The sequence below is a fragment of the Coriobacteriia bacterium genome, assembly GCA_003149935.1.
In the GTDB taxonomy this organism is placed as follows: Bacteria; Actinomycetota; Coriobacteriia; order Coriobacteriales; family QAMH01; genus QAMH01.
In genome coordinates this window covers 20521-46710 of record QAMH01000008.1, presented here as the reverse complement: position 1 = coordinate 46710, position 26190 = coordinate 20521, and the positions used below count along the sequence as shown (strand labels likewise).

General features: G+C 59.5%; 22 protein-coding genes, 2 tRNA genes and 3 pseudogenes. 24 read left to right on the top strand and 3 right to left on the bottom strand.

Going from position 1 to position 26190, the window contains the following annotated elements:
• The first annotated feature begins 21 nt into the window (after positions 1-21).
• Positions 22-660 carry a hypothetical protein gene (locus DBY20_07230; protein PWL78113.1) on the top strand — a complete coding sequence of 213 codons (639 nt, stop codon included), beginning with the start codon at positions 22-24 and terminating at the stop codon, positions 658-660.
• A gap of 11 nt (positions 661-671) precedes the next feature.
• On the opposite strand, the gene DBY20_07225 is transcribed toward DBY20_07230, so the two are convergent.
• Entirely contained in the window at positions 672-1142 is a 471-nt protein-coding gene (locus DBY20_07225; GenBank protein ID PWL78112.1) for a hypothetical protein, read from the bottom strand.
• Between the two features lie 108 nt (positions 1143-1250).
• Here DBY20_07225 and DBY20_07220 point away from each other — a divergent pair, with 108 nt between their 5' ends.
• The 10 genes from DBY20_07220 (at position 1251) to DBY20_07175 (ending at position 13682) form a co-directional block, all read left to right on the top strand.
• A complete protein-coding gene (locus DBY20_07220) occupies positions 1251-1880 on the top strand; it encodes a hypothetical protein (protein PWL78111.1) in 630 nt (209 codons plus the stop codon).
• Positions 1881-2076: 196 nt separating this feature from the next.
• Complete coding sequence (locus DBY20_07215) at positions 2077-4944, top strand: hypothetical protein (GenBank protein PWL78110.1); 2868 nt, start codon at positions 2077-2079, stop codon at positions 4942-4944.
• A gap of 145 nt (positions 4945-5089) precedes the next feature.
• Positions 5090-7846, top strand: a complete 2757-nt coding sequence (locus DBY20_07210; protein ID PWL78109.1) for a preprotein translocase subunit SecA — start codon at positions 5090-5092, stop codon at positions 7844-7846.
• Positions 7847-7857: 11 nt separating this feature from the next.
• Positions 7858-8961, top strand: a complete 1104-nt coding sequence (locus DBY20_07205) for a peptide chain release factor 2 (protein PWL78108.1) — start codon at positions 7858-7860, stop codon at positions 8959-8961.
• 156 nt (positions 8962-9117) lie between these two features.
• Positions 9118-9948 (top strand): transketolase, encoded by an 831-nt coding sequence (locus DBY20_07200; protein PWL78107.1) that lies wholly within the window; start codon positions 9118-9120, stop codon positions 9946-9948.
• Between the two features lie 2 nt (positions 9949-9950).
• Entirely contained in the window at positions 9951-10889 is a 939-nt protein-coding gene (locus tag DBY20_07195; GenBank protein PWL78106.1) for a transketolase, read from the top strand.
• Between the two features lie 536 nt (positions 10890-11425).
• Positions 11426-12199, top strand: a complete 774-nt coding sequence (gene ftsE / locus DBY20_07190; protein PWL78305.1) for a cell division ATP-binding protein FtsE — start codon at positions 11426-11428, stop codon at positions 12197-12199.
• On the top strand, positions 12192-13115 hold the full coding sequence (locus DBY20_07185) for an ABC transporter permease (GenBank protein PWL78105.1): 924 nt from the start codon (positions 12192-12194) through the stop codon (positions 13113-13115). The genes ftsE and DBY20_07185 overlap by 8 nt, the downstream gene beginning before the upstream one ends.
• Positions 13116-13562, top strand: coding sequence for a hypothetical protein (locus DBY20_07180; GenBank protein ID PWL78104.1), 447 nt, complete (start codon positions 13116-13118; stop codon positions 13560-13562). It abuts the gene before it with no gap.
• Between the two features lie 34 nt (positions 13563-13596).
• Positions 13597-13682 (top strand) — tRNA-Leu (locus DBY20_07175).
• 330 nt (positions 13683-14012) lie between these two features.
• On the opposite strand, the pseudogene DBY20_07170 reads toward DBY20_07175, so the two are convergent.
• Positions 14013-14042, bottom strand: a pseudogene (locus DBY20_07170) (hypothetical protein).
• Between the two features lie 141 nt (positions 14043-14183).
• Here DBY20_07170 and DBY20_07165 point away from each other — a divergent pair.
• From DBY20_07165 to DBY20_07145, 5 genes are all read left to right on the top strand, one after another.
• Positions 14184-15215, top strand: a complete 1032-nt coding sequence (locus tag DBY20_07165; protein PWL78103.1) for a polyprenyl synthetase — start codon at positions 14184-14186, stop codon at positions 15213-15215.
• Between the two features lie 7 nt (positions 15216-15222).
• Positions 15223-16125 (top strand): peptidoglycan-binding protein, encoded by a 903-nt coding sequence (locus DBY20_07160; GenBank protein PWL78102.1) that lies wholly within the window; start codon positions 15223-15225, stop codon positions 16123-16125.
• 369 nt (positions 16126-16494) lie between these two features.
• A complete protein-coding gene (locus tag DBY20_07155) occupies positions 16495-17550 on the top strand; it encodes a hydrolase Nlp/P60 (protein PWL78101.1) in 1056 nt (351 codons plus the stop codon).
• 154 nt (positions 17551-17704) lie between these two features.
• On the top strand, positions 17705-18862 hold the full coding sequence (locus tag DBY20_07150; protein ID PWL78100.1) for a hydrolase Nlp/P60: 1158 nt from the start codon (positions 17705-17707) through the stop codon (positions 18860-18862).
• A gap of 164 nt (positions 18863-19026) precedes the next feature.
• Positions 19027-19572, top strand: coding sequence for a hypothetical protein (locus DBY20_07145; GenBank protein ID PWL78099.1), 546 nt, complete (start codon positions 19027-19029; stop codon positions 19570-19572).
• A gap of 193 nt (positions 19573-19765) precedes the next feature.
• On the opposite strand, the gene DBY20_07140 is transcribed toward DBY20_07145, so the two are convergent.
• Positions 19766-19984 carry an XRE family transcriptional regulator gene (locus DBY20_07140; protein PWL78098.1) on the bottom strand — a complete coding sequence of 73 codons (219 nt, stop codon included), beginning with the start codon at positions 19982-19984 and terminating at the stop codon, positions 19766-19768.
• Positions 19985-20018: 34 nt separating this feature from the next.
• Between DBY20_07140 and DBY20_07135 the strand changes: the two genes are divergently transcribed.
• The 8 genes and pseudogenes from DBY20_07135 (at position 20019) to DBY20_07100 (ending at position 26188) form a co-directional block, all read left to right on the top strand.
• Entirely contained in the window at positions 20019-20468 is a 450-nt protein-coding gene (locus tag DBY20_07135) for a hypothetical protein (protein ID PWL78097.1), read from the top strand.
• 540 nt (positions 20469-21008) lie between these two features.
• Positions 21009-21989: pseudogene (locus DBY20_07130) on the top strand (hypothetical protein).
• A gap of 228 nt (positions 21990-22217) precedes the next feature.
• Positions 22218-22790, top strand: a pseudogene (locus DBY20_07125) (hypothetical protein).
• A gap of 975 nt (positions 22791-23765) precedes the next feature.
• Complete coding sequence (locus tag DBY20_07120; protein PWL78304.1) at positions 23766-24161, top strand: hypothetical protein; 396 nt, start codon at positions 23766-23768, stop codon at positions 24159-24161.
• A gap of 196 nt (positions 24162-24357) precedes the next feature.
• Positions 24358-24975: a hypothetical protein gene (locus tag DBY20_07115; protein PWL78096.1), complete on the top strand. Its 618-nt coding sequence runs from the start codon at positions 24358-24360 to the stop codon at positions 24973-24975.
• Positions 24976-25137: 162 nt separating this feature from the next.
• Positions 25138-25214 (top strand) — tRNA-Pro (locus DBY20_07110).
• 120 nt (positions 25215-25334) lie between these two features.
• Positions 25335-25640: a hypothetical protein gene (locus DBY20_07105; protein PWL78095.1), complete on the top strand. Its 306-nt coding sequence runs from the start codon at positions 25335-25337 to the stop codon at positions 25638-25640.
• Positions 25641-25708: 68 nt separating this feature from the next.
• Positions 25709-26188, top strand: a complete 480-nt coding sequence (locus DBY20_07100; protein ID PWL78094.1) for a transcription elongation factor GreA — start codon at positions 25709-25711, stop codon at positions 26186-26188.
• Positions 26189-26190: the final 2 nt, after the last annotated feature.

Below are 26190 nucleotides of genomic sequence, written 5' to 3'. Positions count from 1 at the left end.
GAAGCGAAAGGGCGTGCTCGTATGGCAGAGGAACTGAAGATTGGTACGGCAGAGGAGCGCGAGGAGCTGGCCGAGCAGGCGCTTACCGACGAGAGTCTTGTCGATGCGCTCGCGCAGGAGATAGCCGGTTCAAGCAGGATTCGTCGTCAGAAGGCCGCCTCGACCGTCGCGCTCGTCGCCGACAAGGACGCAAGCGTTCTGCTTCCCTATGCCGATGACATCGCCAGTGGCCTGACCAAGCCCGAAGCACAGACGCGCTGGGAAGTTCTGCATGCGCTTGACCAGATGGGCAAGGCCGGCCAGCGCTATGACGAGGACGTGCTCGTCGCGGCGGAGGACTCGCTGTATGACGAGACGAACGGCTTCGTGCGCGAGGCCGCGTTCCACTTCTTCTGCGGCTACGGCAGCGCGTCGGTCGACAATTCCGAAGAGGTCTGGACGCAGATCGACGAGGCCATCCAGTGCTATCACGGCAACCCCGAGTTCACCGACATGCTCATGCAGCTCGTCGCCTTTGCCGAGGGCAACATCTCGCTTGCCACGAGCTCCGCGCTCGCCCAGCGCATGAAGTTCGATTCCGAGAACGCATCGGGCACGCTGCGCATGCGCTCGGAGCAGATCGTCGCCGCTCACAAGAAGCGTCTCGAGAACGAGAAGTAGCTCGCGACCTTCTATCGCTTGTGTACGGGATGCAGGCTGAGCACCTCTGCCAATCTGCTGGCATAATACCGCGTGCCATTTGACGTGCCGCACTCCTCGCCGATGTTGAGGAGCAGAAGCTCTATGACCTCGCTGCGATTCCTGAAGAGCATGGGGTACTTGCGCACAAGCAAATCGAGAAAGCCCACCGCGTCCACGTCAAGGGTGACGTGTATGTAGCGCGAGGCCATGAGCCGAGGGTTCCTGATCTGGTCGATAACCCTGTCCGCTCGCAGCCGCACCAAACCGATGACGAAGCTATCATCGGGTTCTGCCACGTAGATGTGCTCGGATAGAAAGATAATGGTCTCGACAAGCTGGCTTACGCTCGCGAAAGTCAACGTATCGTTCTTGAGCAGTGGTAACACAGAAGCGTAGATGTCCTCGCTTACGGCGGCCCGGATCGTCTCCTTGGGTTTCTCTCGTTGCGGTCTACCAGTCATCTACATTCCTGTCTCATAGTGGCATCACACGGTTATGCGCAGAGCGGATTATAAGGCAAGGAGGCGTACAACGGGCAGGTTTGCGTCATCATGAGGGGGATGGGGCAGATGGAGAAGAGGCGCACATCGAACGACGTGGTCGTTCTGACGACACACGAGCGGAGCGGATACTTCACGGCAGTGCTTGGGGATGATGTTGACCTGCGCTTTAACCCGCACCAGGAAGGCGCACTCGAAGACGTGCTCCACAACACGATTGTGGCAGGTGGCACGCTTGCGATCATCGACGAAGCGCACTTTATAGATGCCGATGACATGGCCGTCGGGCTCGAGAGATTCTTTCAGGAGGAGCCCCATCCGGAGCGGCTCAGGCTTATCGTCGTCTGCACGCACCGCCAGGCAGGTGATCCGTTCCTTGCCTTCCTTGTTCTGTATTGTGGAATCCACAACATCATTTACGGAAAAACCGGCGTTGACGTCAGCATTGAGCTGAGCAGGCTCATCGAGCGCGACAACACGCGCGCCGATGTATTGCATCTTGCCGAATCGGGTCGCTGGCAGACAGCGAAGCGCGCTGGCCTGCAGCTGGACCTTGGCGACGATGCGTCCAGCGAGCTGATCGAACGTGATGTGCCGGAGAAGGACGCATTCAAGAAGATAAGCCGCGACGTGCTCATCGATGTCAAGGGCGCCCGGCTTTTGAACTTGCATATCGAAATCAGCGCTGTCGTGGAGTAGGGACGGCCGATCGAAATCATGGTTTGAGAAAAGCCATATCTTGTCGAGATGATTTTGTAGAGACGTGACAACGAGGGCGAGTACCCTGCTTCCTCGCAAGAGCAATAGCGAGGAGTAATGATGAGCATCGAGGTTCCGCCTGCGCCTTCACACGAAAGCGCCCAAGCCGTCATGGCACGCCTCTCCCGGTTTTCGCATGAAGAGGCTCCCGAGGGGCAAAGCGAGCGTACGTCGCGTCAGCCGCGCATGTTGCTTGCCGTGTCATGCCTGCTGTCAAGCTGCGGAATACTGCTGCTTATCTGTGCAATCGCGGTCATCTGCGTGCCCGATTCGGCGCTGTCGCGCACCATCACCCTCGTATGCGAAGCACTGTTCTGAGGGGGAATGCGCTATGGCCGAGGAGCTTACGTTTGATTTCGAGACATCCGAAGAGGCAGGGGAGGATCTCTCGCTCGATTATCCGGCAGAATTGCAGGCCTCGACGCTTCTGGGGACGCACGTCAAACGCGATGCCCTCATTTCGGCGATGCTGCAAGACCGCAATGCGTTGCGCCTCATCATGGCGCCGCACGGCTTCGGGAAGACGGAGCTTGCGCGCGAGTATGCGCAGCGCCTCTTCCCTGACACCTCCGTTACCTGGATTGATGCCGCAAGCCCTGATTTTTTGCTCGCGCTCGACAGAGACGAGAACATGATCGTGAGGCAAGGCGATGTCTGCGCAAGCCTCGTCATTCTCGATAACATACCCTGGCTACACGAAGAACGCGCCCATGCCCTCTCTCGGCACGTTGATGCGGCTCTCTACGCGGGCATCGAGGTCATCGCAACGACGCTGCCCTCTTGCGATGTTCTGAGCGCTCTGCAGGCCGATTGCCTTTCCATACACGCGGTCGAACTGCTCGCAACCGAGCAAGAGTGCGCTCCGCGGCAGGTGACCGAGCAGGATGGCGGCAGTCGCGCATTCGGCAAGAAGCGTTGGATCGATGCCGGTAAACTGCTGTTTGGACGTGCGGCTTCGGTTATCTGGGGCGCAAACATGCTGTCCCAGCAGGAGTGCCTCAAGGGGCTGTTCTCCGAGCGTCTCCCGCTCGATCTCGTGCGCGGCATGTTTGCCATGCTCCTGTTCAAGACAGGCACCATGCGTGATCTCGACGGCATCGGGATTACGCTCAGGAGCGAGGACATCGCGCTGCTTGCGCGTGACTATCCCGTTTTCGGCATCGATACGGTATCCGGCGTGTTCGAGGTCGCGGATTTCGAGCTGGCCGATCTCAGACACGCGATTCTCGCCAACAAGCTCGAAGCCGTCGTGCTCGAAGGCAACCATTCGCTGTCCGAGCGCGTGCTCGGGGCGCTGTTCAAACGCGGTGATTTGCGACGTGGATCCATCATCATCGATGCTTTCTGCAACGACGAACGCTGCGCTGCGTGGCTTGTCGAGCGGGGCTGGGACTTTCTCGATGCGGGCGAGATACATCTTGTCTCGACGCTACTTGACCGTTGCCCCGAGGCAACGTATGCAAACAGCTCCATACTGCAGGTGATTCACGCGTGGGTATCCGGCTTGTCGGGAGATGCGCGCGAGGCATGCCATATCGCGCAACACGTTCTCGCCATGCAGAAATCGGCCGATAAACCAGATGCCGCGAGTGTCGCGGCTCGCATCGCGCTTGCCCAATTCGACGAGAATGCGATTATCGACACCACGCATTACGAGCTTTCGCCGAAGATCAAGGCGCCTGATGAGCTCTCCTTTATCACGAGCGTGCTCGACTCCTGTACGAATGCCGAGCTTGCTCGCGCGTTTTGCCTCGATGATCCCGAGAGCGATCCGCGGTATGGCAAGGGACGCCGTGCACCAGGCAGGCAGCGTGCTCGACAGCTCGGAGCGCTGTTCACCGAGCATGTCGACATGCTCGGAAACTCGCGTGCGTTCGGTGTCGCCTTGCACGTGCTCGCGCATGTCGATAGTCCCGACCTGCGACATCTGGTCCAGGACCTCGGTTGTGACGCGGTGCTCAGAATGCGTAGGCGCGGCGTGACGAGCTTCACCGAGGCGATGCTCGTCTGCGACATGTGGCGGTCGGGGTACTTTGGGCTGGTTGGTCCCGTCGTGGACCGTCGCGACGCCAAGGTTCTCGACGGTGCTGCCCACATGCTCGAGATGCTTGCCACTTGCTGCGGTCGGGAGTCCGCATCGATACCGTGGAAGCTTCAGGGGCTCTCTGCGCAAAATGCCGGAAAGTCCGTCCCCAAACCCAACGTTGTCAACAAGACCGGTGATGAGATGTACGTGCGCTTGCTTGGTGGCTTCGAGGTGACCATTGGCGAGCGCTATCTGAGCGAGGGCAAGTGGCGCAAGAAGGCCCGCGCGCTCTTCTCCCTGCTCGTCCTCAACCACGGCCGTGACGTGCCGCGTGACGACCTCCTCAAGCAGATATGGCCCGGTCTGCCGCGCACGCATGCGCTCGATAACTTCTACACCGTCTGGGGTAACTGCATCTCGATCGTGGGGGAGGCGCCTTACCTCGAACGCAATGGCGAGTTCTGCCGCATCGATCCGCGCTACGTGCACTCCGATATCGCGGAGTTCGAGCAGCTCGCGCGGCACCTGCTCGTCTCGGATCACGACGCGAACTACCTGCTCGACACCTATGCAAAGATCGAAGCCCTCTACCGGGGAGGTCTCGTGCCCAGCGAGCGTAGCGTGCGAGCCATCAACGCCCAGCGCGATCGTTACCGTGCGCTCTATGTCGATGCCATGGTCGCGGCGACGGACTGCGCCTTGCGGGTACGCGATACGCGCATCGCTCTGTGGTTCGCGCGCAAGGCGATGGAGGAAGAGCAGACGCGCGAAGACGTGTACCGTGCGCTCATGAAGGCGCAGATTGCCTCGGGCCAGCGTTGCCCGGCGATCAAGACCTATCTCTCATGCCGTGATTACCTGCAGGAAACGCTTGGTCTTGATCCATCCATCGAGACGCGCGAGCTCTACAACGCGCTCGTGACCACCGATCCCGAGCTCTTGCGCCTGGAGGCAGCGCTTGTCCAAAAAGCACCCTGACCTTTTAGGATGGAGACTGCGCGTGTGTGATGTGTGGCTTCTATGGGCATGCGTTTGTTCCCCACTCGTCAGGAAGGGGCACTACTGACCTGTGCTAAAGTAGTACGGACGCCAATATCGTTTCAGAAAAATAAAGGCATGAATCATGGCAAACATATTCTCTAAGCTGCTCTCGGCTGGCGAGGGCAAGGAAATCAAGGCATTTCGCAATAGAGTCGGCGAAATCAATTATCTCGAAGACGAAATCTCCCAGCTCAGCGATGAGGAGCTGCGCGAGAAGACCATCGAGTTTCGTGAGCGCTACGCAGATGGCGAGTCGCTTGAGGACTTGCTGCCCGAGGCATTCGCCGTCGTGCGCGAGGCATCGGTGCGCACGCTGGGTCTGCGCCACTTCGACGTGCAGCTCATCGGTGGCATGGTCCTCAACGAGGGTCAGATCGCCGAGATGAAGACCGGCGAAGGCAAGACGCTCGTCTCGACGCTTGCCGGCTACCTCAACGCCATCCCAGGGGAGGGCGTGCACATCGTCACCGTCAATGACTACCTGGCCAAGCGCGATAGCGAGTGGATGGGGCAGGTTTACGAGTTCCTGGGCATGGAAGTCGGCCTCATCCAGAACGGCACCAAGACCGAGGCTCGCAAGGCTGCCTACGATGCAGACGTCACGTATGGCACCAACGCCGAGTTCGGTTTCGATTACCTGCGCGACAACATGGTCGTCAATCCCGACTCGCGTGTGCAGCGCGGCCACGCCTTCGCCATCGTCGACGAGGTCGATTCCATCCTTATCGACGAGGCGCGCACGCCGCTCATCATTTCGGGAGCCGGCTCGCAGTCAACGGACACCTACCGCAAGTTCGCAAACGCGGTCAAGCACCTCGTCAAGAACGTCGACTTCGAGATGGACGAGGCAAAACGCACCATTTCCACGACGGACGAGGGTCTCCAACATGTCGAGTCGTTGCTTGGCATCGAGGACATCTACTCGGATATCTCCGGTCAGCTTTCCAACCATCTGCACCAGGCACTCAAGGCGCAGTTCCTTTTCCATCGCGACAAGGACTACATCGTCCAAAACGGCGAGGTCAAGATCGTCGACGAGTTCACGGGCCGCATCATGGAAGGCCGTCGCTATTCGGAAGGCCTGCACCAGGCGATCGAGGCCAAAGAGGGCGTGCTCGTGCGTGCCGAGAACCAGACCATGGCCACCATCACGTTGCAGAACTACTTCCGTCTGTACGACAAGCTCTCGGGCATGACCGGTACGGCCAAGACCGAGGACGCCGAGTTCCGTGACATCTACAAGCTTCCCGTCGAGGTGATTCCCTCCAACAGGCCGGTCATCCGCGAAGAGCTGCCCGATCTTGTCTATCGTACGGTCGATGCCAAGTTCAACGCCGTTGCAGACGACGTCGCGGAGCGCCACGCGCATCAGCAGCCCTGTCTGGTCGGCACCATCTCCATCGAGAGCTCCGAGCGCCTCTCGTCGCTGCTCTCCAAGCGCGGCATCAAGCACTCGGTCCTCAACGCGAAGTTCCACGAGCAAGAGGCCAACATCGTCGCACAGGCCGGACGTGCCGGCGCCGTCACCATCGCCACCAACATGGCCGGTCGTGGTACGGACATCTTGCTCGGCGGCAATCCCGAGTATCTCGCACGTGACATCCTCGCCCAGCGCGGTGTCGAGGAGGACGAAATCACGGACGAGCAGTGGGAGGCGGCGCTCGCCGAGGCCAAGGAGATTTGCGCCGAGGAGGCCCGTATCGTGCGCGATGCAGGTGGCCTTGCCGTTATCGGCACCGAGCGCCATGAGTCGCGACGCATCGACAACCAGCTGCGTGGTCGTTCCGGCCGTCAGGGCGATCCAGGCTCATCGCAGTTCTACCTCTCGCTCGAGGATGACCTCATGCGCCTGTTCGGCGGTGACCGCATGGATCGCATCAGCGGGCTCATGCAACGCACCGAGATTGACGATGACATGCCCATTCAGGCCAAGATGGTCACCAAGGGCATCGAAAGCGCTCAGCGTCAGGTCGAGGCCATGCACTTCTCCTCCCGTAAGCACGTCCTCGAATATGACGACGTCATGGACAAGCAGCGCAAGACCATCTACGCCGAGCGCAATGACATTCTTGACGGCAAGAGCTATGCCGAGCGCGTGCCCGAGCTCATCGTGGGCGCGGTCGAAGATGCCGTGTACGAGTACTGCCCCAGCCACGATGTCTACGAGGACTGGGACATGGAGGGCCTCAACAACTGGTTCAAGGAGCTCACGGGTATCGAATTCGACCTTGACGAGCTTGACCATCAGGAAGACACCACGCGCATGATCGACGTCGTCTCCGAGAAGGTGCTCGGCATCTACGAGGACAAGAAGGGCCAGATTCCGGAAGATGTCTTCGATCAGGTGCAAAACCAGGTCATGCTGCGCGTCATCGATACGCGTTGGATGTCGCATCTTTCCGAGATGGATTACCTGCGTGCCGGCATCGGCTTGCGCGCCGTTGGCCAGCGCGACCCCCTCGTCGAATACAAGGAGGAGGCATACTCCGCGTTCAGTGCGCTCGTTGCGGCCATCTACGAGGACTTCATCCGCACGATTCTGCGCCTGCAGATCAACGTCAACCTCGAGCAACCCGAGCAAGCCGAAGACCAGGAGACGCTCAACAGCGTCTCATACTCGGCGCCCGATGAGAACATCCCCGATGCGACGCGCAGGGTTGCTGGCTCCGCGGGAGTTGCATCGCAGACCACGGCATCGGCGAGCATGGGCAATGCACAGCCTGCGCCGCGCACGGTCGTGAAGGACAAGGACGATCCGTACGCAAACGTCGGTCGCAATGATCCGTGTCCCTGCGGCAGCGGCAAGAAGTACAAGAAGTGCCACGGCGCCAATCAATAGGGTAGCGGGGCATGGCAGACAATCACGCACAGGAGCTCGCGGCACTGCGCGAGCGTATCGAGAAGATGGGCTCGTACCTGCACATCGACGACAAGCGCGAGCAACTCGCCGGCCTTGAAGGCCAATCGGCACAGGCGGGTTTCTGGGATGACCAGGAGCACGCCCAGTCAATCATGAGCAAGGCCGCGGCGCTGCGTGACGAAATCGCCGAGTACGACAACGCCGTCTCGCTTCTCGAGGATGCCGAGACGGCAAACGAGCTTGCGATGGAGGGTGACGACGAGCTTGAGGGCGAGGTCATCGAGTCCATCAGAACGCTTACGTCCAATGCCGACGCGCTCGAGTTGTCCTCGTGGTTCGACGACGAGCTCGACTCCGGTGACTGCATCGTGACGATCAATCCGGGCCAAGGCGGACTTGAGGCCCAGGACTGGACCGAGATGCTCTTCCGCATGTACACGCGTTACGCCGAGCGCAAGAACTGGAAGGTCACCGTCAACGACGCCCCTGCCGGCGAGGCTATCGGCCTCGACCGTGCGACCTTCACCGTGAGTGGGCATAACGCCTACGGCATGCTCAAGAGCGAGCAGGGCGTGCACCGTCTCGTACGCATTAGCCCGACGGATGCCAAGAAGCGTCGTCAGACCACCTTCGGTGGTGTCGAGGTTTTGCCTGTTTTGCCCGATGACATTGAGGTCGAAATCGACGAAGGGGACTTGCGCATCGACGTCTACCACTCCTCGGGCCACGGTGGCCAGGGCGTCAACACGACCGACTCCGCCGTGCGCATCACGCATCTGCCCACGGGCATCGTCGTCACCTGTCAAAACGAGCGCTCCCAGCTCCAGAACAAGGCCACGGCCATGGGCATTTTGCGCTCCAAGCTCTACGAGCTCGAGCAGGAGAAGCGCGCCAACGCGCTCGACGAGCTGCGCGGCCCCAAGCACGAGATCTCCTTCGGCAATCAGATCCGCAATTACGTGCTCTACCCATACCAAATGGTCAAGGATCTGCGTAGCGGTGTTGAGACGGGCAACGTGGACGCGGTCTTCGACGGCGACATCGACGAGTTCGTCGTTGGCTACCACCAATGGCGCGTCAGCGAAGCGAGCTAGGCGACGTATCGACTGGAGCTGCCGCAGGCAGCGTAATGGAGAAATCTCACTAAGCTCGAGGATATTTCTCGACGACTTTCAACGCGTAGCTAGTATGATGAACTGACTTGAAAAACCACTCAATCAAGAGAGGGCGCATCCGTGATCCAAGAGTCTGTGGAAGAGATCGAGGCGCGTGCGAACAACATGCGCAAAAACATCATCAAGATGCTTAAAGAGGCCGGTAGCGGTCACCCTGGTGGGTCGCTTTCGGCCACGGATATCGTTGCGTCGCTCTACTTCGGCGGCGTGATGAACTACTCCGAGGATGACCCGCAGCACCCTGAGCGCGATTACTTCATCCTCTCGAAGGGCCATGCCGCGCCAGTGCTCTACGCCGCGCTTGCCGAGCTTGGCCTCGTCCCCGACGACGAGCTGCTCACGCTGCGCAAGCTGCACAGCCGTCTGCAAGGCCATCCCGACTCCAAGAAACTTCCCGGCGTCGAGGTCTCGACCGGATCGCTCGGCCAGGGCCTTTCGATTGCCGCGGGCGTCGCGCTTGGAATGCGTATCGACCGCCAGAACGAGGGTGGCCCCAAGCGCCGTGTCTTCACCCTGCTCGGCGACGGCGAAATCGAGGAGGGCCAGGTCTGGGAAGCGGCCATGTTCGCCGCGCATTACGAGCTCGATAACCTCGTCGCCATTGTCGACAACAACAACCTGCAAATTGACGGTGACGTACGCGATGTCGCCGGTCTCGATGGCATCAGCTCGAAGTTCCAGTCCTTTGGCTGGCAGACGATTGAAGTCGACGGCCACGACGTTAGCGCCGTCATCACCGCACTCAAGACGGCGACGCTTCTCGAAGGGTCGCCCGTCTGCATCGTTGCCCATACCGTCAAGGGCAAGGGCGTCTCGTTCATGGAAAACCAGGCAGGCTGGCACGGCAAGGCTCCCAACGAAGAGCAGGCCCGTGATGCGCTTGCCGAGCTTGAGGGGAAGGAGTAGCCATGGCACAGACTATCGCGACCCGTGAGGGCTATGGCGAAACGCTCGTCGAGCTCGTCAAAGAAGGTTATGACATCATGGCCGTCGAGGCCGACCTATCCGGCTCCACCACCACCAAGAAGCTCCAGGACCTCGATCCCAAGCGTCTCGTTAACGTGGGTATTGCCGAGCAGAACATGATTGGCGTCGCCTCGGGTCTCTCGCTTGTTGGCAAGACCGTCTTTACCGGTAGCTTTGCCGCCTTCGGTACGGGCCGCTGCTACGATCAAATCCGCAATACCGTTTGCTACGCGGGCCTCAACGTCAAGGTCGCCCCGACGCATGCGGGTATCTCCGTGGGTCCGGACGGCGGCAGCCACCAAATGCTCGAGGACGTGAGCCTCATGCGTGGTCTGCCGGGCATGAACGTGCTCATTCCGGCTGACTACTGGGCTGCCAAGCAAGCCGTCCGCATCGCGGCAACCACGCCCGGTCCCTTCTACATCCGCCTTGGTCGCGCCAAGGTCCCCACCGTATACGAAGAGGGCACCGTGCTCGAGCTTGGCAAGTCGTACGTGCTGCGTGAGGGTACGGACGTCACGCTCGTTGCGGGTGGCATCGAGGTCGCGCAGGCGCTCCTCGCCGCTGATGAGCTCGCGAAAGATGGTATATCGGCCGAGGTCATCGACGTGTTCAGCGTCAAGCCCTTCGACAAGCCCACGTTGCTGGCGAGTATCGAGAAGACCGGCTGCGTTGTGACCTGCGAGGAGCATTCCACGGTTGGCGGTCTGGGTTCGGCGGTCGCCGATATCATCGGCGAGAACTACCCCGTGCCCCTCGAGCGCGTCGGCGTGCGTGACATGTTCGGCACGAGCGGTGAGCCTGACGAGTTGCTCGCGGAGTACGGCCTGGATGCCGCCGGCATTGTTACCAAGGCCCGCGCTGCCATCGCCCGCAAGTAGCAAGAGATTCGACACGAAGCCCCCCCTTGTCATTTCGAGCGGAGCGAAGCGAAGTCGAGAAATCTCCCGACGAGAGATCTCTCCACTCCGGTGCCTAACGGCACCTCCGGTCGAGATGACAGGGGCCGCGCCGGCGGCCGCTTCAGTCGAGATGACAGGGGCCCGCCCCTCCCATACGTGAACGCTTTGTGATGTTCGCGATATTTCCATTTGACTTGCGCGGCAGTGGGATAGAATACGTAACCGACTAAGCTGAATGAGATCGGAGTTGAAACGTGGCACTATTCGGCAAATCGTCGCGCGGCGCCCATGCAGCGGGCGGCCGTTCGTCAAAATCCCGCGGTCAAGCGGCTCGTATGCCCCAGGCAGATGAGCAAGCCGCGGCAAACGATGCATATAGAACCAGACAGATCGACGCACGTCTTCCGCGTATCGACGCGGAGAGCAATGTCGACGTCCGTCGTAACGTTGCAGGTGCGACGGGTCGTCAGCGCCCGGCGCAAACGGGTCAGGCAAACCCGCTATCGACCTCCAGCATGCCCGCGGCTACCGAAGCCGTTGGCTCCTACGCCGACCTTGCGCTCGACGAGAACGCGAAGCAAAACCTCGGCCCCGTTGTCATCTCGATGCGCAACGTCACGAAGGTGTACCCCGCGCAGCCCAACAGGCCTGCGCTCGCCAATATCACGCTTGATATCCGCTCGGGTGAGTTCCTCTTCCTCGTTGGTCATTCCGGTTCGGGCAAGTCGACTTTCATTCGCATGCTCAACCGCGAGATTGTGCCCACGAATGGCGAGCTCGTCGTCGCTGGCGAGAACTTGCGCACCATCAAGAACTGGCGCATCCCGTACCTGCGTCGTAGCGTCGGCTGCGTGTTCCAGGACTTCAAGCTCCTGCCCAACAAGACGGCATTCGAGAACGTTGCCTTCGCACTCGAGGTAATCGGCAAATCACGTCACGTCATTCGCACGCAGGTACCCGAGGTCCTGCGTCTCGTCGGCCTCGAGGACAAGATGGACAAGCTGCCCGACCAGCTTTCCGGTGGCGAGCAGCAGCGTGTTTCCATCGCCCGCTCAATCGTCAACCGCCCGCCGATCCTCATTTGCGACGAGCCGACTGGTAACCTCGATCCGCAGACCTCGTTGGGCATCATGCGTCTGCTCGAGCGCATCAACCGCACGGGCACGACCATTCTCGTCGCCACGCATGACCGCGAGATGGTCGATCAGATGCGTCGGCGCGTGCTCGCACTCGAGAACGGCACCCTCGTCCGCGATCAGAAGAAGGGAGTGTACGGTTACGATGTCTAAGATCATCTACTTCCTCAAAGAGTCCATCGTCAGCTCGCGCCGCAATCTCGGCACGACGATTGGCGGTATCGTCACCATTTTCCTGTCACTCCTCATGATCGGCGTGACCATCATCATCTCGATGATGATCGGCAACCTCGCCACCTCGTTCGAGGATGAGGTCAACGTGCGTCTCTACATTTCCGATGAGGCGACCGACGAGCAGATATCGAGTCTCGACAGCTATCTCAAGACGCTCGAGAACGATGCCGGTAACATCGCCTCGGTGGAATTCCGCAACAAGGACCAGGTTCTCGAGGACTTCCAGCGTCAGACCGCCAACAACCCCGATATCGTGAATCAGCTCGACGGCAACCCGCTGCCGCGTACCTACGTCATCACCTTGCGCGATACGCACAAGGTCCAAGACACGGTGAACGCGATTCTCGGCAGCGAGACCTTCACGGCGATTGCCGATAATCCCAGCGATCCGTCCGACTCCATCAAGTACGGTCAGGGCACGGTCGAGCGCCTCTTCGCCGTCACCAACGTCATCCGCTACGCATGTATCGTCGCGGTCGTCCTGCTCGTGTTCATCTCGCTGGTCTTTCTCAACAACACGATTCGCCTCGCGATTCTTGCCCGCAGGCGCGAGATTTCGATCATGCGGCTCGTCGGCGCGACCAATGGCTTCATTCGCGGGCCGTTTGTGATGGAAGGCGCCCTGCAGGCGCTCGTCGGCGCCGTGTTCGCCATCATCGTGCTCTCGCTCGTGCGCGTGACGGTGTTCCCCGCGCTCGAGAACATGGTGAGCTTCCTGCCGCTCACGGTCGATCCGGGCGTATACTCCGCGATTTACATCGTGCTCATCATTGCCGGCGTGCTCATCGGCATGCTGGGCTCGGCCATCGCCATGCGCCGCTACCTCAAGGTATAGATGCCAAAGCGCAGCGAAAAGCGTAAACCTTCGCAGCGCGCAGATGCTCCCCGGGTGCGCAAGCGCGAGCGCTCATGGCGCGTGCTTGCCATCGTCGCCTGCATCGTCGTCTTTGCTCTCGTCGTGCTCTATCCCGTCGGGCGCGACTATTACAAGACGATGCGTACCGAGCAGCGTCTCCAGGCGCAGCTCGATGCCGTGACCGAGCGTAACGAGGCCGTCCAAGCCGAGAACGACGCCCTGCAAACCGAGGAGGGTATCGAGAACCAAGCTCGCTCTGACCTGGGATGGGTCAGGGAAGGGGAAAGCTCTGCCGTGGTCACGAACGAGCAGGGTACGGTCGATAACGCTTCGAGGCTGCCGGACCATCTCGATGAGAAAAGCATCACCGCTCCGCAAACCTGGTACTACAGCATTCTTGATACGATATTCTTTGTTCACGAGTAAGCCCATGCAGTGATAGCATTAGGTGCTCGCATGTGGGGGCGTGGCGGAACTGGCAGACGCAGTGGACTTAAAATCCACCGGCCTTTGGTCATCAGGGTTCGAATCCCTGCGCCCCTACCAAATCGCGTTCATTTGCGCCGCACAAAGATATACAATGGTCTTCAGGAGAGGGTAAGTACGGACAAGGGGGAACTATGGCACTGTTTGGAAATTCTTCGACGGCTCACAGGCTACCGGAATACCGCGTCGCGGCACTTGCATCGCTCGATCTCGAGGAGCACATGAAGGACAACCCGCTCGTTCTTGACCGTCCCGGTCATATCGAGTGGATGGTCACCGAGGATGAGGACGGCTACCTCACCGCTCACGGTGCCATCAGGGTTCCCGTCAACATCGTCTTTGCCCCCGCTACCGAAGAGGGCGCCGATCCGGAGATCGAACGCGTCATCGTCAATGGCAAGCGCAAGTTCGATCGTCGCGTCGAGGAAGAAGAGCTACACGACAAGAACTACGGTCTCGATGTCAAGAAGGCGCAGAGCGAGAGCTTCATGCGCTACCGCAAGAACATCAAGGCCTAGCCAAGAGGAGCGGCAGTAAGCGTCTTCTCGTCACGGCGGAGGCATGCGCAACACCATGGTCAATCATATCTTCGAGAAATTCCTGAACGAGAGGACGGCGGCCTTCGATAGCTACATGGCGGAGTTCTTTGGCGAGGGCACGCATCCCGACATGTGGCGCTATCTCTACGGGCCGCTTTCCGAGTTCTCGAACAATGCGGGCAAGCGGCATCGCCCGCTCATCTGCATGCTCGCATGCAAGGCAGTCGGTGGTGACGATGACATGGCGCGTGCCGCCGGTGCGGCCATCGAGCATTTCCATACCGCTGCGCTCATTCACGACGATATCGCCGACGAGTCCCAGCTCAGACGCGGCAAGCCATGCCTGCATCATCAGATTGGCGAGGGTCTCGCCATCAACGCGGGCGATCTTGCACTTTCGCTTGTTACGGGTACGGTGCTCGTCGATGATTCGCTCTCCGATGCCGTCAAGTTACGCGTGCTCAAAGAGCTCGTCGATATGACGACGCGCACGATCGAGGGCCAGGCGCTCGATATTGGCTGGGCGCGTGACGAGCGTTTCGACATCACGGTCGAGGACTATCTGACCATGGCCGCCCATAAGACCGCGTTCTACTCGGGCGGCGTGCCGCTTGCCGTCGGCGCCATCATCGGTGGCGGCAGCGAGCTGCAGATCGAGACCCTGCGCGCCTACGGCATGTCGACGGGCCTGGCATTCCAGATTCAGGACGACCTGCTCAACCTCGTCGGCACCGAGGAGGCCACGCGCAAGGATTTCCGTGGCGACATCACCGAGGGCAAGCGTACGCTCGTCGTCGTGCATGCGCTCGAGCATACGGATGGCGCCGTGCACGACGAACTCATCGACATCCTCTCCTCGAAGGAGACGGATCCCGCTCGTCTCGAGCATGCCGTGCAGATCATGCAGGAGGCAGGCTCGATTGACTTTGCGCGAGAGCACGCCATCAAGCTCGCGCACGATCATCAGGACGAGCTCAAGGACGTTCTGCCCGTCAGTCCCGTACGCAAGCTGCTTGTTTCGATGGGCGACTTTTTCGTAAGCCGATTGAACTGAGGCGCTCATGAGGACGATTGGCCGCAACGATCACGGTGCCGCCGTGGAAGACGTGCAGCGACGTTTGCGCGTCATGGGCTACGAACTTGCCGTCGACGGTGCGTATCTCCAACGCACCTGCGATGCGGTCAAGATGTTCAGGCAGTCCGAGGGGCTGCCGCCGGGCGATTTCGTCGATCAGCAGGCATGGGCGGCCCTGGTGGATGCGAGCTTCGCGCTCGGCGACCGCATGCTCTACCTGCGCATGCCCCATTTTCACGGGGCCGACGTGCGCTCGCTGCAAACGATCCTCGAGGTGCTTGGCTTCGTCGTCGGCAAGTCCGACGGCATCTTTGGCGCGCATACCGAGCGCGCCCTGCGCGATTTCCAGCTCAGCGTCGGAATCACGGACGACGGCATCGCGGGCAACACCACTTTCGATGCGATCGAGCGCCTGCGCCACGCTTGGGAGGGCAAGGAGCCGACGAGTGCCGAGGGCGCGCAGATGGGCTTTGCGCGTGCGGCCGAGGCGCTCGAGAAGATGGAGGCGTGTTTCTACGGGCTGGACGAAACCGGCCGTGGCGTTGCCTCGCGTATCGCCAACCTCGCCCGTGCGACCTTCGAGGGCGCGCACGTCATGAGCGCCGATACACTCGAGGCGTTTCCGCCCTCCAACATGCTCATGGTGGGCGTGACTTCCGTCGAAGTTGACGGCCAAGATGGCATTCCGCTCATCGAGTTCTCCGACGATTTCATGTTCCCCCGCCGCATCAGCATTGCCTTGTCTTCGGCGAAGGCGACGCCGCGCCGTGTCATCATCGAGGTACCCGATCACGGCTATTCGGATGCAACGGGTACCGTGACGGGCGAGCGCTGGGAGCAGCATCTCGCCGTCCTTCTGCTCGACGCCTTCTGCGCTTCGTTTTCGTAGCCCCGCCATTTCGAGCGAAGGCGCGGGGCGCCCCCCATTGCCATTTCGAGCGAGATCTCTCCGTTACGCGGCCTATCGGCCGCTCCAGTCGAGATGACAAAAAGGGCAAGCGCCCCCCATTGTCCTTTCGAGCGAAGGCGCGAAGCAGCCCCCATTGTCATTTCGAGCGGAGCTGCCGAAGGCAGCGGAGTCGAGAAATCTCACCAACAACCCCGTAGTGCTTCAAGCCCTCGTCATATCAAGATATTGTGGTGCGCATCGGCGTTTTTAGACAGGAGCACGTGCGGGTGTTACCATAGACGTCCAACGAGTGAGGCAAACCGCCCACTTTGAAACGCGAATACAAGCGGGCAGTTAGGATTTTTAATTATGCATATTTCCATGAAGCGTAAGGCGGCCCTGGCTTTCGTGCTGTCTGCGGCACTTGCCCTGACGCTTTTCCCCGTGAGTGCCGGTGCTGTGACGGCCGCGCAGAAGCAGGCCGAGGTTCAGAGTGTCTCCGCGCAGCTCAATGCGCTCAATGAGGAGCTTTCCCTCGCAGTCGATGATTACAACCTTGCCAACCGCAATCACGACCAGGCTGTTGCCGAGGCAGAGGATTGCCAGCAGCGCATCAACGATGCCCAGGCGAAGATCAACGCACTGCAGACGCGCATCGAGACGCGCGCCACGTCGATGTATCGTTCTGGCTCCATGACCTATCTCGACGTGCTCATGGGCGTGGGCTCCTTCGACGACTTCGCAACCGTGTGGGACACGCTCAACACGCTCAATGCGGAAGATGCCGATCTTGTCGTGAGCAGCAAGCAGGCCAAGGCCGAGCTCGATGCTGCCAAGGCGGATCTCGATGCCAAGCAGGCCGAGGCCCAGCGCCAGCTCGAGATTGCCGAGTCCTACAAGAGCGAAATCGAGTCCAAGACCGCTCAGTACCAGTCGATTTACAACGGTCTGAGCTCCGAGTACCAGGAGCTTCTCGCTCAGGAGCAGGCAGCTCAGGAGCAGGCCGCGGCCGCCGCAAGCGCGGCATACTTCCCCTCGGTTTCCAGCAGCTCGAGCAGCGGTGGTGGAAGCTCGAGCAAGGGTAGCAGCTCCTCGCGTCCGAGCGCCAACCTCGGTGGTTCCAGCGCGGTCGAGCGCGCCTACTCGGCCATCGGTCTTCCGTATGTCTACGGTGCGAGCAGCCCGAGTGCCTTCGATTGCTCTGGTCTCGTAAGCTGGGCCCTGACGGGCAGCTTCGGTCACGCCTACGTCTCGCAGGATTTCTGGTCCATGCCCGAGGTGAGCGATCCGCAGCCGGGCGATGTCGTTGCATGCCATGCGGGCCACTGCGGCCTCTACATCGGCAACGGCCAGATGATCGAGGCACCGCATACGGGAGCCACCGTGCGCATTTCCAGCGTGCGTGGCAAGATCGTGCGCCCGTAGCGCCGTTCGTTCACCGTTCCTCCAAACTTCGCGACCTTTTGTGATGAGTCTGTGACATTGACCCGTCCTTGCTAGCGTGTGCTCGCGACGGTGGTACCATAGCCTGCGCAGAGAACCCAATATGTACTTCTAACGTTGCATTGGGGGACGCGCTATGTCTACTATTCTCAATCGCAGGGCATTCATCGGCTCGTTCATCGCTCTGGGCGCGTTATGCACCGTTAATCCCACGCAAGCACTCGGCACGTCCGCCGCGCAGAAGCAGGCGGAAGTCCATACCGTCAAGGCCCAGCTCGAGGCCATGGCAGAGGACGTTTCCGCTGCCGGCGACCGTTACCATCAGGCCATGGATGCCTATGACGACGCGACGGCACGGGTCGAGGAAGCACAGGCCACCATCACCGAGATGTCGGAGCGCATCGGCTCGCTGCAGAATCGCCTCGACGTGCGCGCCACGGCCATGTACCGTTCGGGATCGACCTCGTATCTCGACGTGCTTTTGGGTGTGACCACCTTCGAGGATTTCGCGACCGTATGGGACACCCTCAACGCCCTTAATGCCGAGGACGCTGATCTCGTGGCCAGTACCAAGGTCACGAAGGCGACACTCGAGTCTGCGCAGGGCGAGCTTGTCGCGCAGCAGCAACGTGCTGCCGAACAGCTCTCCTCTGCCGAGGCGTACATGAGCCAGGTGCTCGCCAAGCAGAACGAATACGACAGGATTTATAACAACCTGAGCGCGGAATATCGCCAGATACTCGCCGAGCAGGAAGCGGCCGAGGCGCAGGCGAGTGCGCGTGCACCGCAGGAGTTCGTACCGAGCGCGGTGCAGGTGGTTCCCGCGATGCCTGCTGCGCCTTCCGAGCCGAGCGGTTCAGATGACTCAGGCGGTGGTGGGGGAGGGGGCTCCTCGAGCAACTCGGGCGCATCCAGCTCCATCACGGAGGTGTCTTCCGGCTCGGGGTCTGCACCAGACTTACCCACGAACGGCAGCGTGCTCGATTACGCGTACTCGAAGCTGGGATATCCGTACGTATGGGGCGCGAAAGGCCCCGACGCCTTCGATTGCTCGGGCTTTGTCGCGTGGTGTTATCGCCAAATCGGCATGTCGCTTCCGTCCTACACCGAATCGCTCTACGCGGTTGCTTCGGCACGCTTCAGTCCAAGCGAGGCACGGCCCGGCGACGTGCTCTACAAGCCTGGTCACGTGGGGATTTCCACGGGTGGCATTAGCTGCATCGAAGCCATGGGCACGCGTTGGGGCGTCGTCGAGAGCTGCCGAGGAGGATGGACCGCAGCACTGCGATTCTAGCCTCTCTAGCGGGGACGATGCCGCTCACATGGGTCTATATGCGCGAAATGTGCACAGTTTATGGAGGCTCCGGATTTTGGGGTAGTATGCCTCCTTGCCTGCTGCAATTACTGTCTACAAATTGAGCACCATATGTATTGCGGGCGCTAGGAATCTTTTTTCTCATGCATTTACATAACCGTAAGTCGGTCCTTGGCATTGCGCTGTCTTCTCTACTCGTACTCGCTATCTGTCCTGCAGCGTTTGCCCTTCCCCTGCAACAGCCGTCTTTCTCCGATGGTCCCGAGCAAGCCTATGCCGATGAGCCCGCTCAGCTCGAGCTGATCACGACCTGCCGTGAGCAGATTGACGAGACCGCCGCCGAAATCGCCGCCGCTGAGGCAGCGGCTATCGAGGCCGCGAAGCCCGAGTCCGTTCGCCGCGCCGAGGCTTGCCTGGGCGTGCCGTATAGGTCCGGCAGCTCAAGTCCCAGCGGTTTCGACTGCTCGGGTCTGGTGAGCTATGCGCTTACCGGCAGGTATGGTCACGCCTACACGTCGTATTCCTTCTGGGGGATGTCTGCGGTAAGCGATCCGCGCCCTGGTGATGTCGTGGCGTGCAGCCCTGGCCACTGCGGCCTCTACATTGGCGATGGCCAAATGATTCATGCGCCGCAGTCTGGCGAGCGCGTTCGCGTCGAAGCGGTGCGTGGCAAGATCGTTCGTCCGTAACTTGCGATTTCGAGCGAAGCGGCCGCCCTCCCCATTGTCATTTCGAGCGAAGCGGCCGTTAGGCCGCGAAGTCGAGAAATCTCTCCTCTGCTCATGTGGCCTTCCTACGCCAACGAGCAAACCCGCCATGTCGAAGATGCACGTTTGCGGCGCATGTGCAGAGGGCAACGGGTAGAGGGCACCTGCGGATGCTCTAGATTCCCTTGAAGAATTCCGAGAACGTGATGCCAAAGCCACGCACGATTTTCACGAGCGTGTCAAAACCGAAATTCCTGTTTCCCTTTTCGATATCTGCAAGATAGCTGCGGTTGATTCCAGTCATGAGGGCGAACTTATCTTGCGTAAGTCCATGCTGCTTACGAAGTTCTTTGATTCGGAAACCGATTTTGTTCCTTATATCAGACTTCTGCATAAGCGCATGCTATTGATTGTGATATTTTGAATGTATGAAATCAGAAACAATTCGCGACAAATCAACAATGTCGCGAAAGAGGCCAGCACTCGATGCAAGCGCCGCGCAGCGCATTCAACATGCGGGTAATCCCGATGAAGTGCCTATACCCACTAAACTCATAGTTAAGTTCGCGCGCGAGGTGCATATCGTGCCCGTCGACACCATTGACTACGTCGAGAGCATCAAGCGCAAGGTCTTCATACATGCAGATAGCGGCGTCCACCAGATGTACTCGACGATGCGCGATGTGATTGCGAGACTTCCCGAGAGCTTTCTGCGCTGTCACAACAGTTATCTAGTGAACGCGGAGCGCGTGGCGAGTATCACTCCGACGGAGGTCGTGTTGACCTCAGGTGCGAAGGTGCCGATGAGCAAGCGCTATGCGAAGGAAGTGCGCAGACAGCTGCCTCTCTATTGTCATTTCGAGCGAAGCGGCCGCTAGGCCGCAAAGTCGAGAAATCTCTCCCCCTCGACCCCTCCGCTAAACCAATCCTGCGGGTCTGTTCGCTGGTGTTCTGTGGAGAGCACGACGATTCTCTTCGCTGCTTCAGAGGGTTTGCACGCTCTTAGGCGGAGGAGAAATCGATGCGAGTCGCAAGGAAAATGTTACCGATCTTCATGTCGTTGGTTTTGGTGGTAAGCACCACTACACTGCCAGCGGTGCCGACCGCGACCACTTTGTCTCCATCGGCTGGCAGTGCGAGGACTTCGGCTGGTATGGTGTGAGGTAGAGACTCGATTGTCCGGAATCTACAGTGCAGACCCGAAAATGGGTCTGCACCGTCCCCTTTGGGCATATCTTGGCGAAATCCATCCGCATAGACCCATTACGTGGGTCTATGCAGCATCAATTCGGCAACGGCGCAAGCCGAATGGGTCTATGCTACCTTCTCCTGTCGGCACTTCGTGGTCTGTTTCTTGACAGATGGCCCACTCTCCCGTTATGTGGAGTCATGCAACCGCCTAATGTGCAGGAGGAACGATGCGTGCGCTTCTGAAGAAATCGGCCCATTGCCTACTTTGCGCTGCGCTGGTCATGGCCCTGTGTCCTGCAATGGCGTTTGCCAAGAGCGAGCCTGCTGCCCAGGGCGCGAATCCAATCATGCGGCTGTTCAAGATGCCGGAAGTCATCAGCGCAAGCGGCACCTCTGCCGGCACGGGCGCGGTGTCCGAGCAGACCCCCATCTACAGTATCTATGACGCGAACTACGATGGCCTCATCGCCCAGGAAGACGTTTCGCGCAGGTATAGTTCGGTCGAAAAGGGGAGGGTCACCCCCATTGGCAACCAAGGTGAGCTTGGTATTTGCTGGGCGTATTCGACAACTGCGGCTGTCGAGTCCTCGATTCTAAGCGAGGGGCTCGCGAGTTCGGTCGACCTTTCCGAGCGCCATCTTGCGTACTTCACCTACCATCGGCAATCTGACCCTCTCGGAGGTACCAAGGGAGATTCGGTCACGGCAGCAAACGCCGCGTACTCGGAAGTGTTCGAGAATTCGAGCGATCCATATCTGGCCTCGGGCGGAAACGACGAGACCGCCCTTTACACCCTTTCCTCATGGATTGGCGCGGCTGATGAAAGCGCTGCGTCTATCAATGACCTGCTCGATCGTTATGAATCGGCCGATCTGAATGACTGGACATTGTCTCCGGCGCAGCGAAAGGCTGCCGTGGAGAAGTTCCTCGCCGACACGGCACTCGATAGCTCCCTTGCCTACACGGACTCCTATCATCTGGAAAACGGTTACATGATTGCCATGGAGGACAGAAACGATGTCAAGCGGGCAATCATGAAGTATGGTGCGGCGGCAACCCTGGTCAACTTGGACCAATACTCGCAGTGCTTCAACTCCAAGCATAGCGCCCTTTACAATTACAAGTCCCAGGACACCAACCATGACATTGCCATCGTTGGCTGGAATGACGATTACAGCGTCGATAACTTCGGGCTCGATGACGGGTGGGATGGCACGGTGGCCACTTCGGCGCCTTTGATTTCGGCCGATGAGTCTAAGGACGTGGTATTCGATTCCCAGGGTGCCGCCTGGGCGAAGTTCGAGCCTGCCGTATCCGGGTTCCACACTATTTTCTGCACCGCATCGGAGGATGGTCCAGGGGGCTTCACTGAAACCGTGTACAAGCTGGATGGCCAAAGTGGAAATCCGATTTGGGTGAACAAAGCGGCCAGCGGGATGAGCAGCCCGACTTGCTTTCTCGAAAAGGGCACGACATATTACGTCAGGCTCGCGAGAGAATACGGTAGCACGACGGATTGTACGGTGCGCATCTCTCCCGCGTCTGCCGATGCCTCTTTGCCCGATTCCGTGACGCAAATTCCAAACGGCCAAAAGGTTGCCATGCCCGCTCCCGATGCAAGCGGTTACAAGTGGCTTTCGTTCACACCGACAAAGAGCGGCTCCTATACGCTAGGTCCCGATCCGTGGGACGAGTCTTTCGAGGTGACGCTGTATTGCCCGACCATCGATGGCAATGGGCTACTGCAGCGGACGTGGGTCGCTGCGGGTAACACCGTGTCCCTCAAGGCGGGCCAGACGTATTACCTGCGTTGCAGCGGTGCTGCGAACAGGGTGGCCTTCCTGTCCATGGACCTTTTCGAGGTCGATGACACCGTGAGCGCGGACCCCCTCCTCCCCGGGTTTGACTGCGCCACGACAAGACCCTCATCAAACGGTGCCTGGCTGTGCAAGAACAGCTGGGGGACGGACTTTGGCGAGGATGGCTACTTCTGGGTCTCCTACGAGGACACCTGCATCAACAGGCCCGGATCAAGAGTGTATGTCTACGACATGGCAAAGGCCGACAATTACGACAACAACTACCAATACGATGGGTCGTCAGCACCGTTCTACAACCATTTGCCCTCTGGGGGCAGTATCGCAAACATGTTCACGGCGAAGGCCAATGCGCAGGGCGGCGAGGTGCTCAAGGCGGTCTCGCTTTCCTTCTACGATGTCAATGTCGATTACTCCATTCAAATATACGTGAACTCGACCGACCCAACCGACCCCACGAGCGGTTCGCCGGCTCTTGCAACGCCAGCGCAGGGGCGGCTCACCTATGAGGGGGTCCACACCATCGAGCTGCCGAGCAGCGTTCCGCTCACCCAGGGAACGAGGTATTCGGTAGTCGCCACCCTTTCCCATGCGGACGGCTCGACCGTAAACTACGCGGTCGATACGAGCGCCAATGTTGGCTTCGCAAGTTTCAAGAACGAATGCTCGAAAGGACAGAGCTTCTCGCTGTTTCCGCAGGCCGCTGCCTGGTATGACCTGTCGGGAAGCGCTCAGCAAGCCGGGGACGAACCGGGCAGCACCGCGCGCATCAAAGCGTTTACGGACAACGTTGATAACCCCCAAGCGCTCAACATTCCCATTTCGAGCGCTAATATCCAGGTGACGGGGGTAAGTGAATCGCAGAAACCGGTCGTCTCCGTTTCCTACGGTGGCGTCATCTTGTCCGAGGGAAGGCACTATTCGATGGCTTCCCGATATGATCCGAAAAGCGGCCTCATCACGATAGACGTGACGGGTCTGGGCGTGTATTCGGGCACCAAGACCGTCACGTACCAGAGCACGTCTGCCGAATCAGTTGACCCTACGCCGGTCGATCCCAAGCCTGATGAACCTATCCCAGCGGACCCCAAGCCCGACGACCCGGGCACCGATCCCAAACCCGATGACCCCGGCGCTGCCGAGCCCGAGCCTGTGGTCACCCAGGAGATGTACCACCTGTACAACCCCAACTCCGGCGAGCACTTCTACACGGCAAGCACGGTCGAACGCGACGCGGTCATAGCGGCCGGCTGGAACGACGAGGGAATCGGCTGGACGGCACCGACCGAGGGCGTCAAGGTCTACCGCCTCTACAACTCCTTCGCCGGCGAGCATCATTACACGTCTTCCGAAGTCGAGCGCGATGCACTTGTGGCCGCCGGATGGACGCTCGAGGAGGGCGGCTGGTTCTCCGATCCCGATAAGTCCGTGCCGCTCTACCGCGCCTACAACCCTAACGCCTTCGCCAACAACCACCACTACACCACCGACTGGGGCGAGTTCGTCACCCTGTTGGGCCTCGGTTGGCGCGACGAGGGCATCGGCTGGCACGGCGTGAGGTAATTCGAAAAAACCATGACGTAATATTCGAAAAAACACTGATGAAATATTCGAAAAACAAAGTATGTCGAGGTGGAGGCATAGTCATGGACAAGGCATTCCATTATATCGAGAGAGTGAGCGATCAGTCTCTGCGACTTCACCTTGATACGTTTGGGTAAACGAAGTTAGGCATGACCCGCACAAAGTCAGGCTCCTCATCGCGTCACTTGCTCGCAACGAGTCCACTCTGGCATCTAAGCGCACGCTTCTTGCCGATACGGCCGAGCTTAACGATGGGGTACCGCTTTCGGAGAGGACCTTGGGCGAATATGTCTCCGTCTTGCGTCGGATGTTCTTCGTGTGCGATATACCAGCGTGGAGCCCGGTCTTGCGCTCGCCGGTGAGAATCCGCTCTGCCAGCAAGCATCATCTCGCAGACCCGTCTCTGGCGGTAGCCGCATTGGGTGCAACGCCTGAATCCCTGATGGGTGACCTGAAGACAATGGGCTTTCTTTTTGAATCGCTTGTAGCGCATGAACTCATCGTGTATGCGCGGGCGATGGATGCGAAAGTAATGCATTACAACGATGACACGAATCTTGAAGTCGACCTCATCGTACAAGCCCGAGACGGAAGATGGGGCGCTTTTGAGGTCAAGCTTGGCGCTGATCAAGAAGACGCAGCAGCGGCGAATCTCAATAGGCTTGAAGCGAAGATGGTCAAGCGTGGTGAGCGTGGGCCTTCGGTCAAGGCCGTGGTTGTGGGGGTGGGAGCCGTGGCTCACACGCGTGAGGACGGCGTCAAGGTCATTCCCATCGATGCGTTGACGGCATAAGCGCCATCGCTTTCCGCTCCCAGCGCGGCAGATTGCGTGACGAGGGTGTCGGCTGGCACGGCGTGAGTGCCGGTTAAGTGTCCGGTCTGTGACCAGTTTTGCTCCCTCGCAAAAAATCATCGCACGCCCCTCATAATCTGCTAGAATCAATCACCGCGCATTCGGGATGTGGCTCAGCTTGGTAGAGCGCTCGCTTCGGGAGTGAGAGGTCGCTGGTTCAAATCCAGTCATCCCGACCAGATTGCCAGAAGGGGGTTTCTGCATTCGCCAGAAGCCCCTTTGTTTTATTATAGTGCGATACGTGATAGTCTTGCACTCGCTATTCGAGCGATGCATACACGCAAGCTTTGGAGGATATGATGAGGATTCCCTTTCTGGGAGGCATTGGCGTTCCTGAGCTGATCATCATTCTGATTGTGGTCCTGCTTATCTTTGGTCCCAAGAATCTGCCCAAGTTGGGAAATGCCATTGGCAAGACGTTCAAGAGTCTGCGCGACGGTATGGACGGCAAGAAGAAGGATGATACCGCTGCTGACGTACAGGATACGGCCGAGGTCGTCGAAGACGCCCCTGCCAAGGAGACGCCTCAGGTCGAGACTGTCGAGGATGCTGTCGTAGAAGAGGCGACTGAGCCGGAGAAAGCTCCTGCAAGCAAGGCTGAGTAACACCCACCTAACCACCAATCCGCGCATTTGCGCGGACACGAGATAGAGACGAACGGAGATACCATCCCATGGCGAACAACGCAAATGATGTAGTCCTGACTGCGGACGGCAAGGCAAAGCTCGAGGAAGAGCTTCACTACCTCGAAACCGAGAAGCGCGACGAGGTCGGCGAGCGTATTCGCATTGCGCGTGAGTTCGGCGATATCTCCGAGAACTCCGAGTACGATGATGCCAAGAACGAGCAGGCCATTCTTGAGCAGCGCATCGCCGAGATCAATGACGTTCTCGCAAACGCACAGGTCGTAGACGCGCCCAAAAAGGGCAACCGTGTCGTCATTGGCTCGACGGTCACGCTGACCGACGATAACGGCAAGGAGCGCGTCTTCACCATCGTCGGTGGCGCCGAAGCCGATAGTGCCCAGGGCAAGATTTCGAACGAGTCCCCCGTGGGTGCTGCCGTGCTCGGCCACAAGAAGGGCGATGTCATCGAGTACGAGGGCCCGACCGGCCGCAAGATGAAGTTCACGCTCACGAAGGTCGGCCACTAATC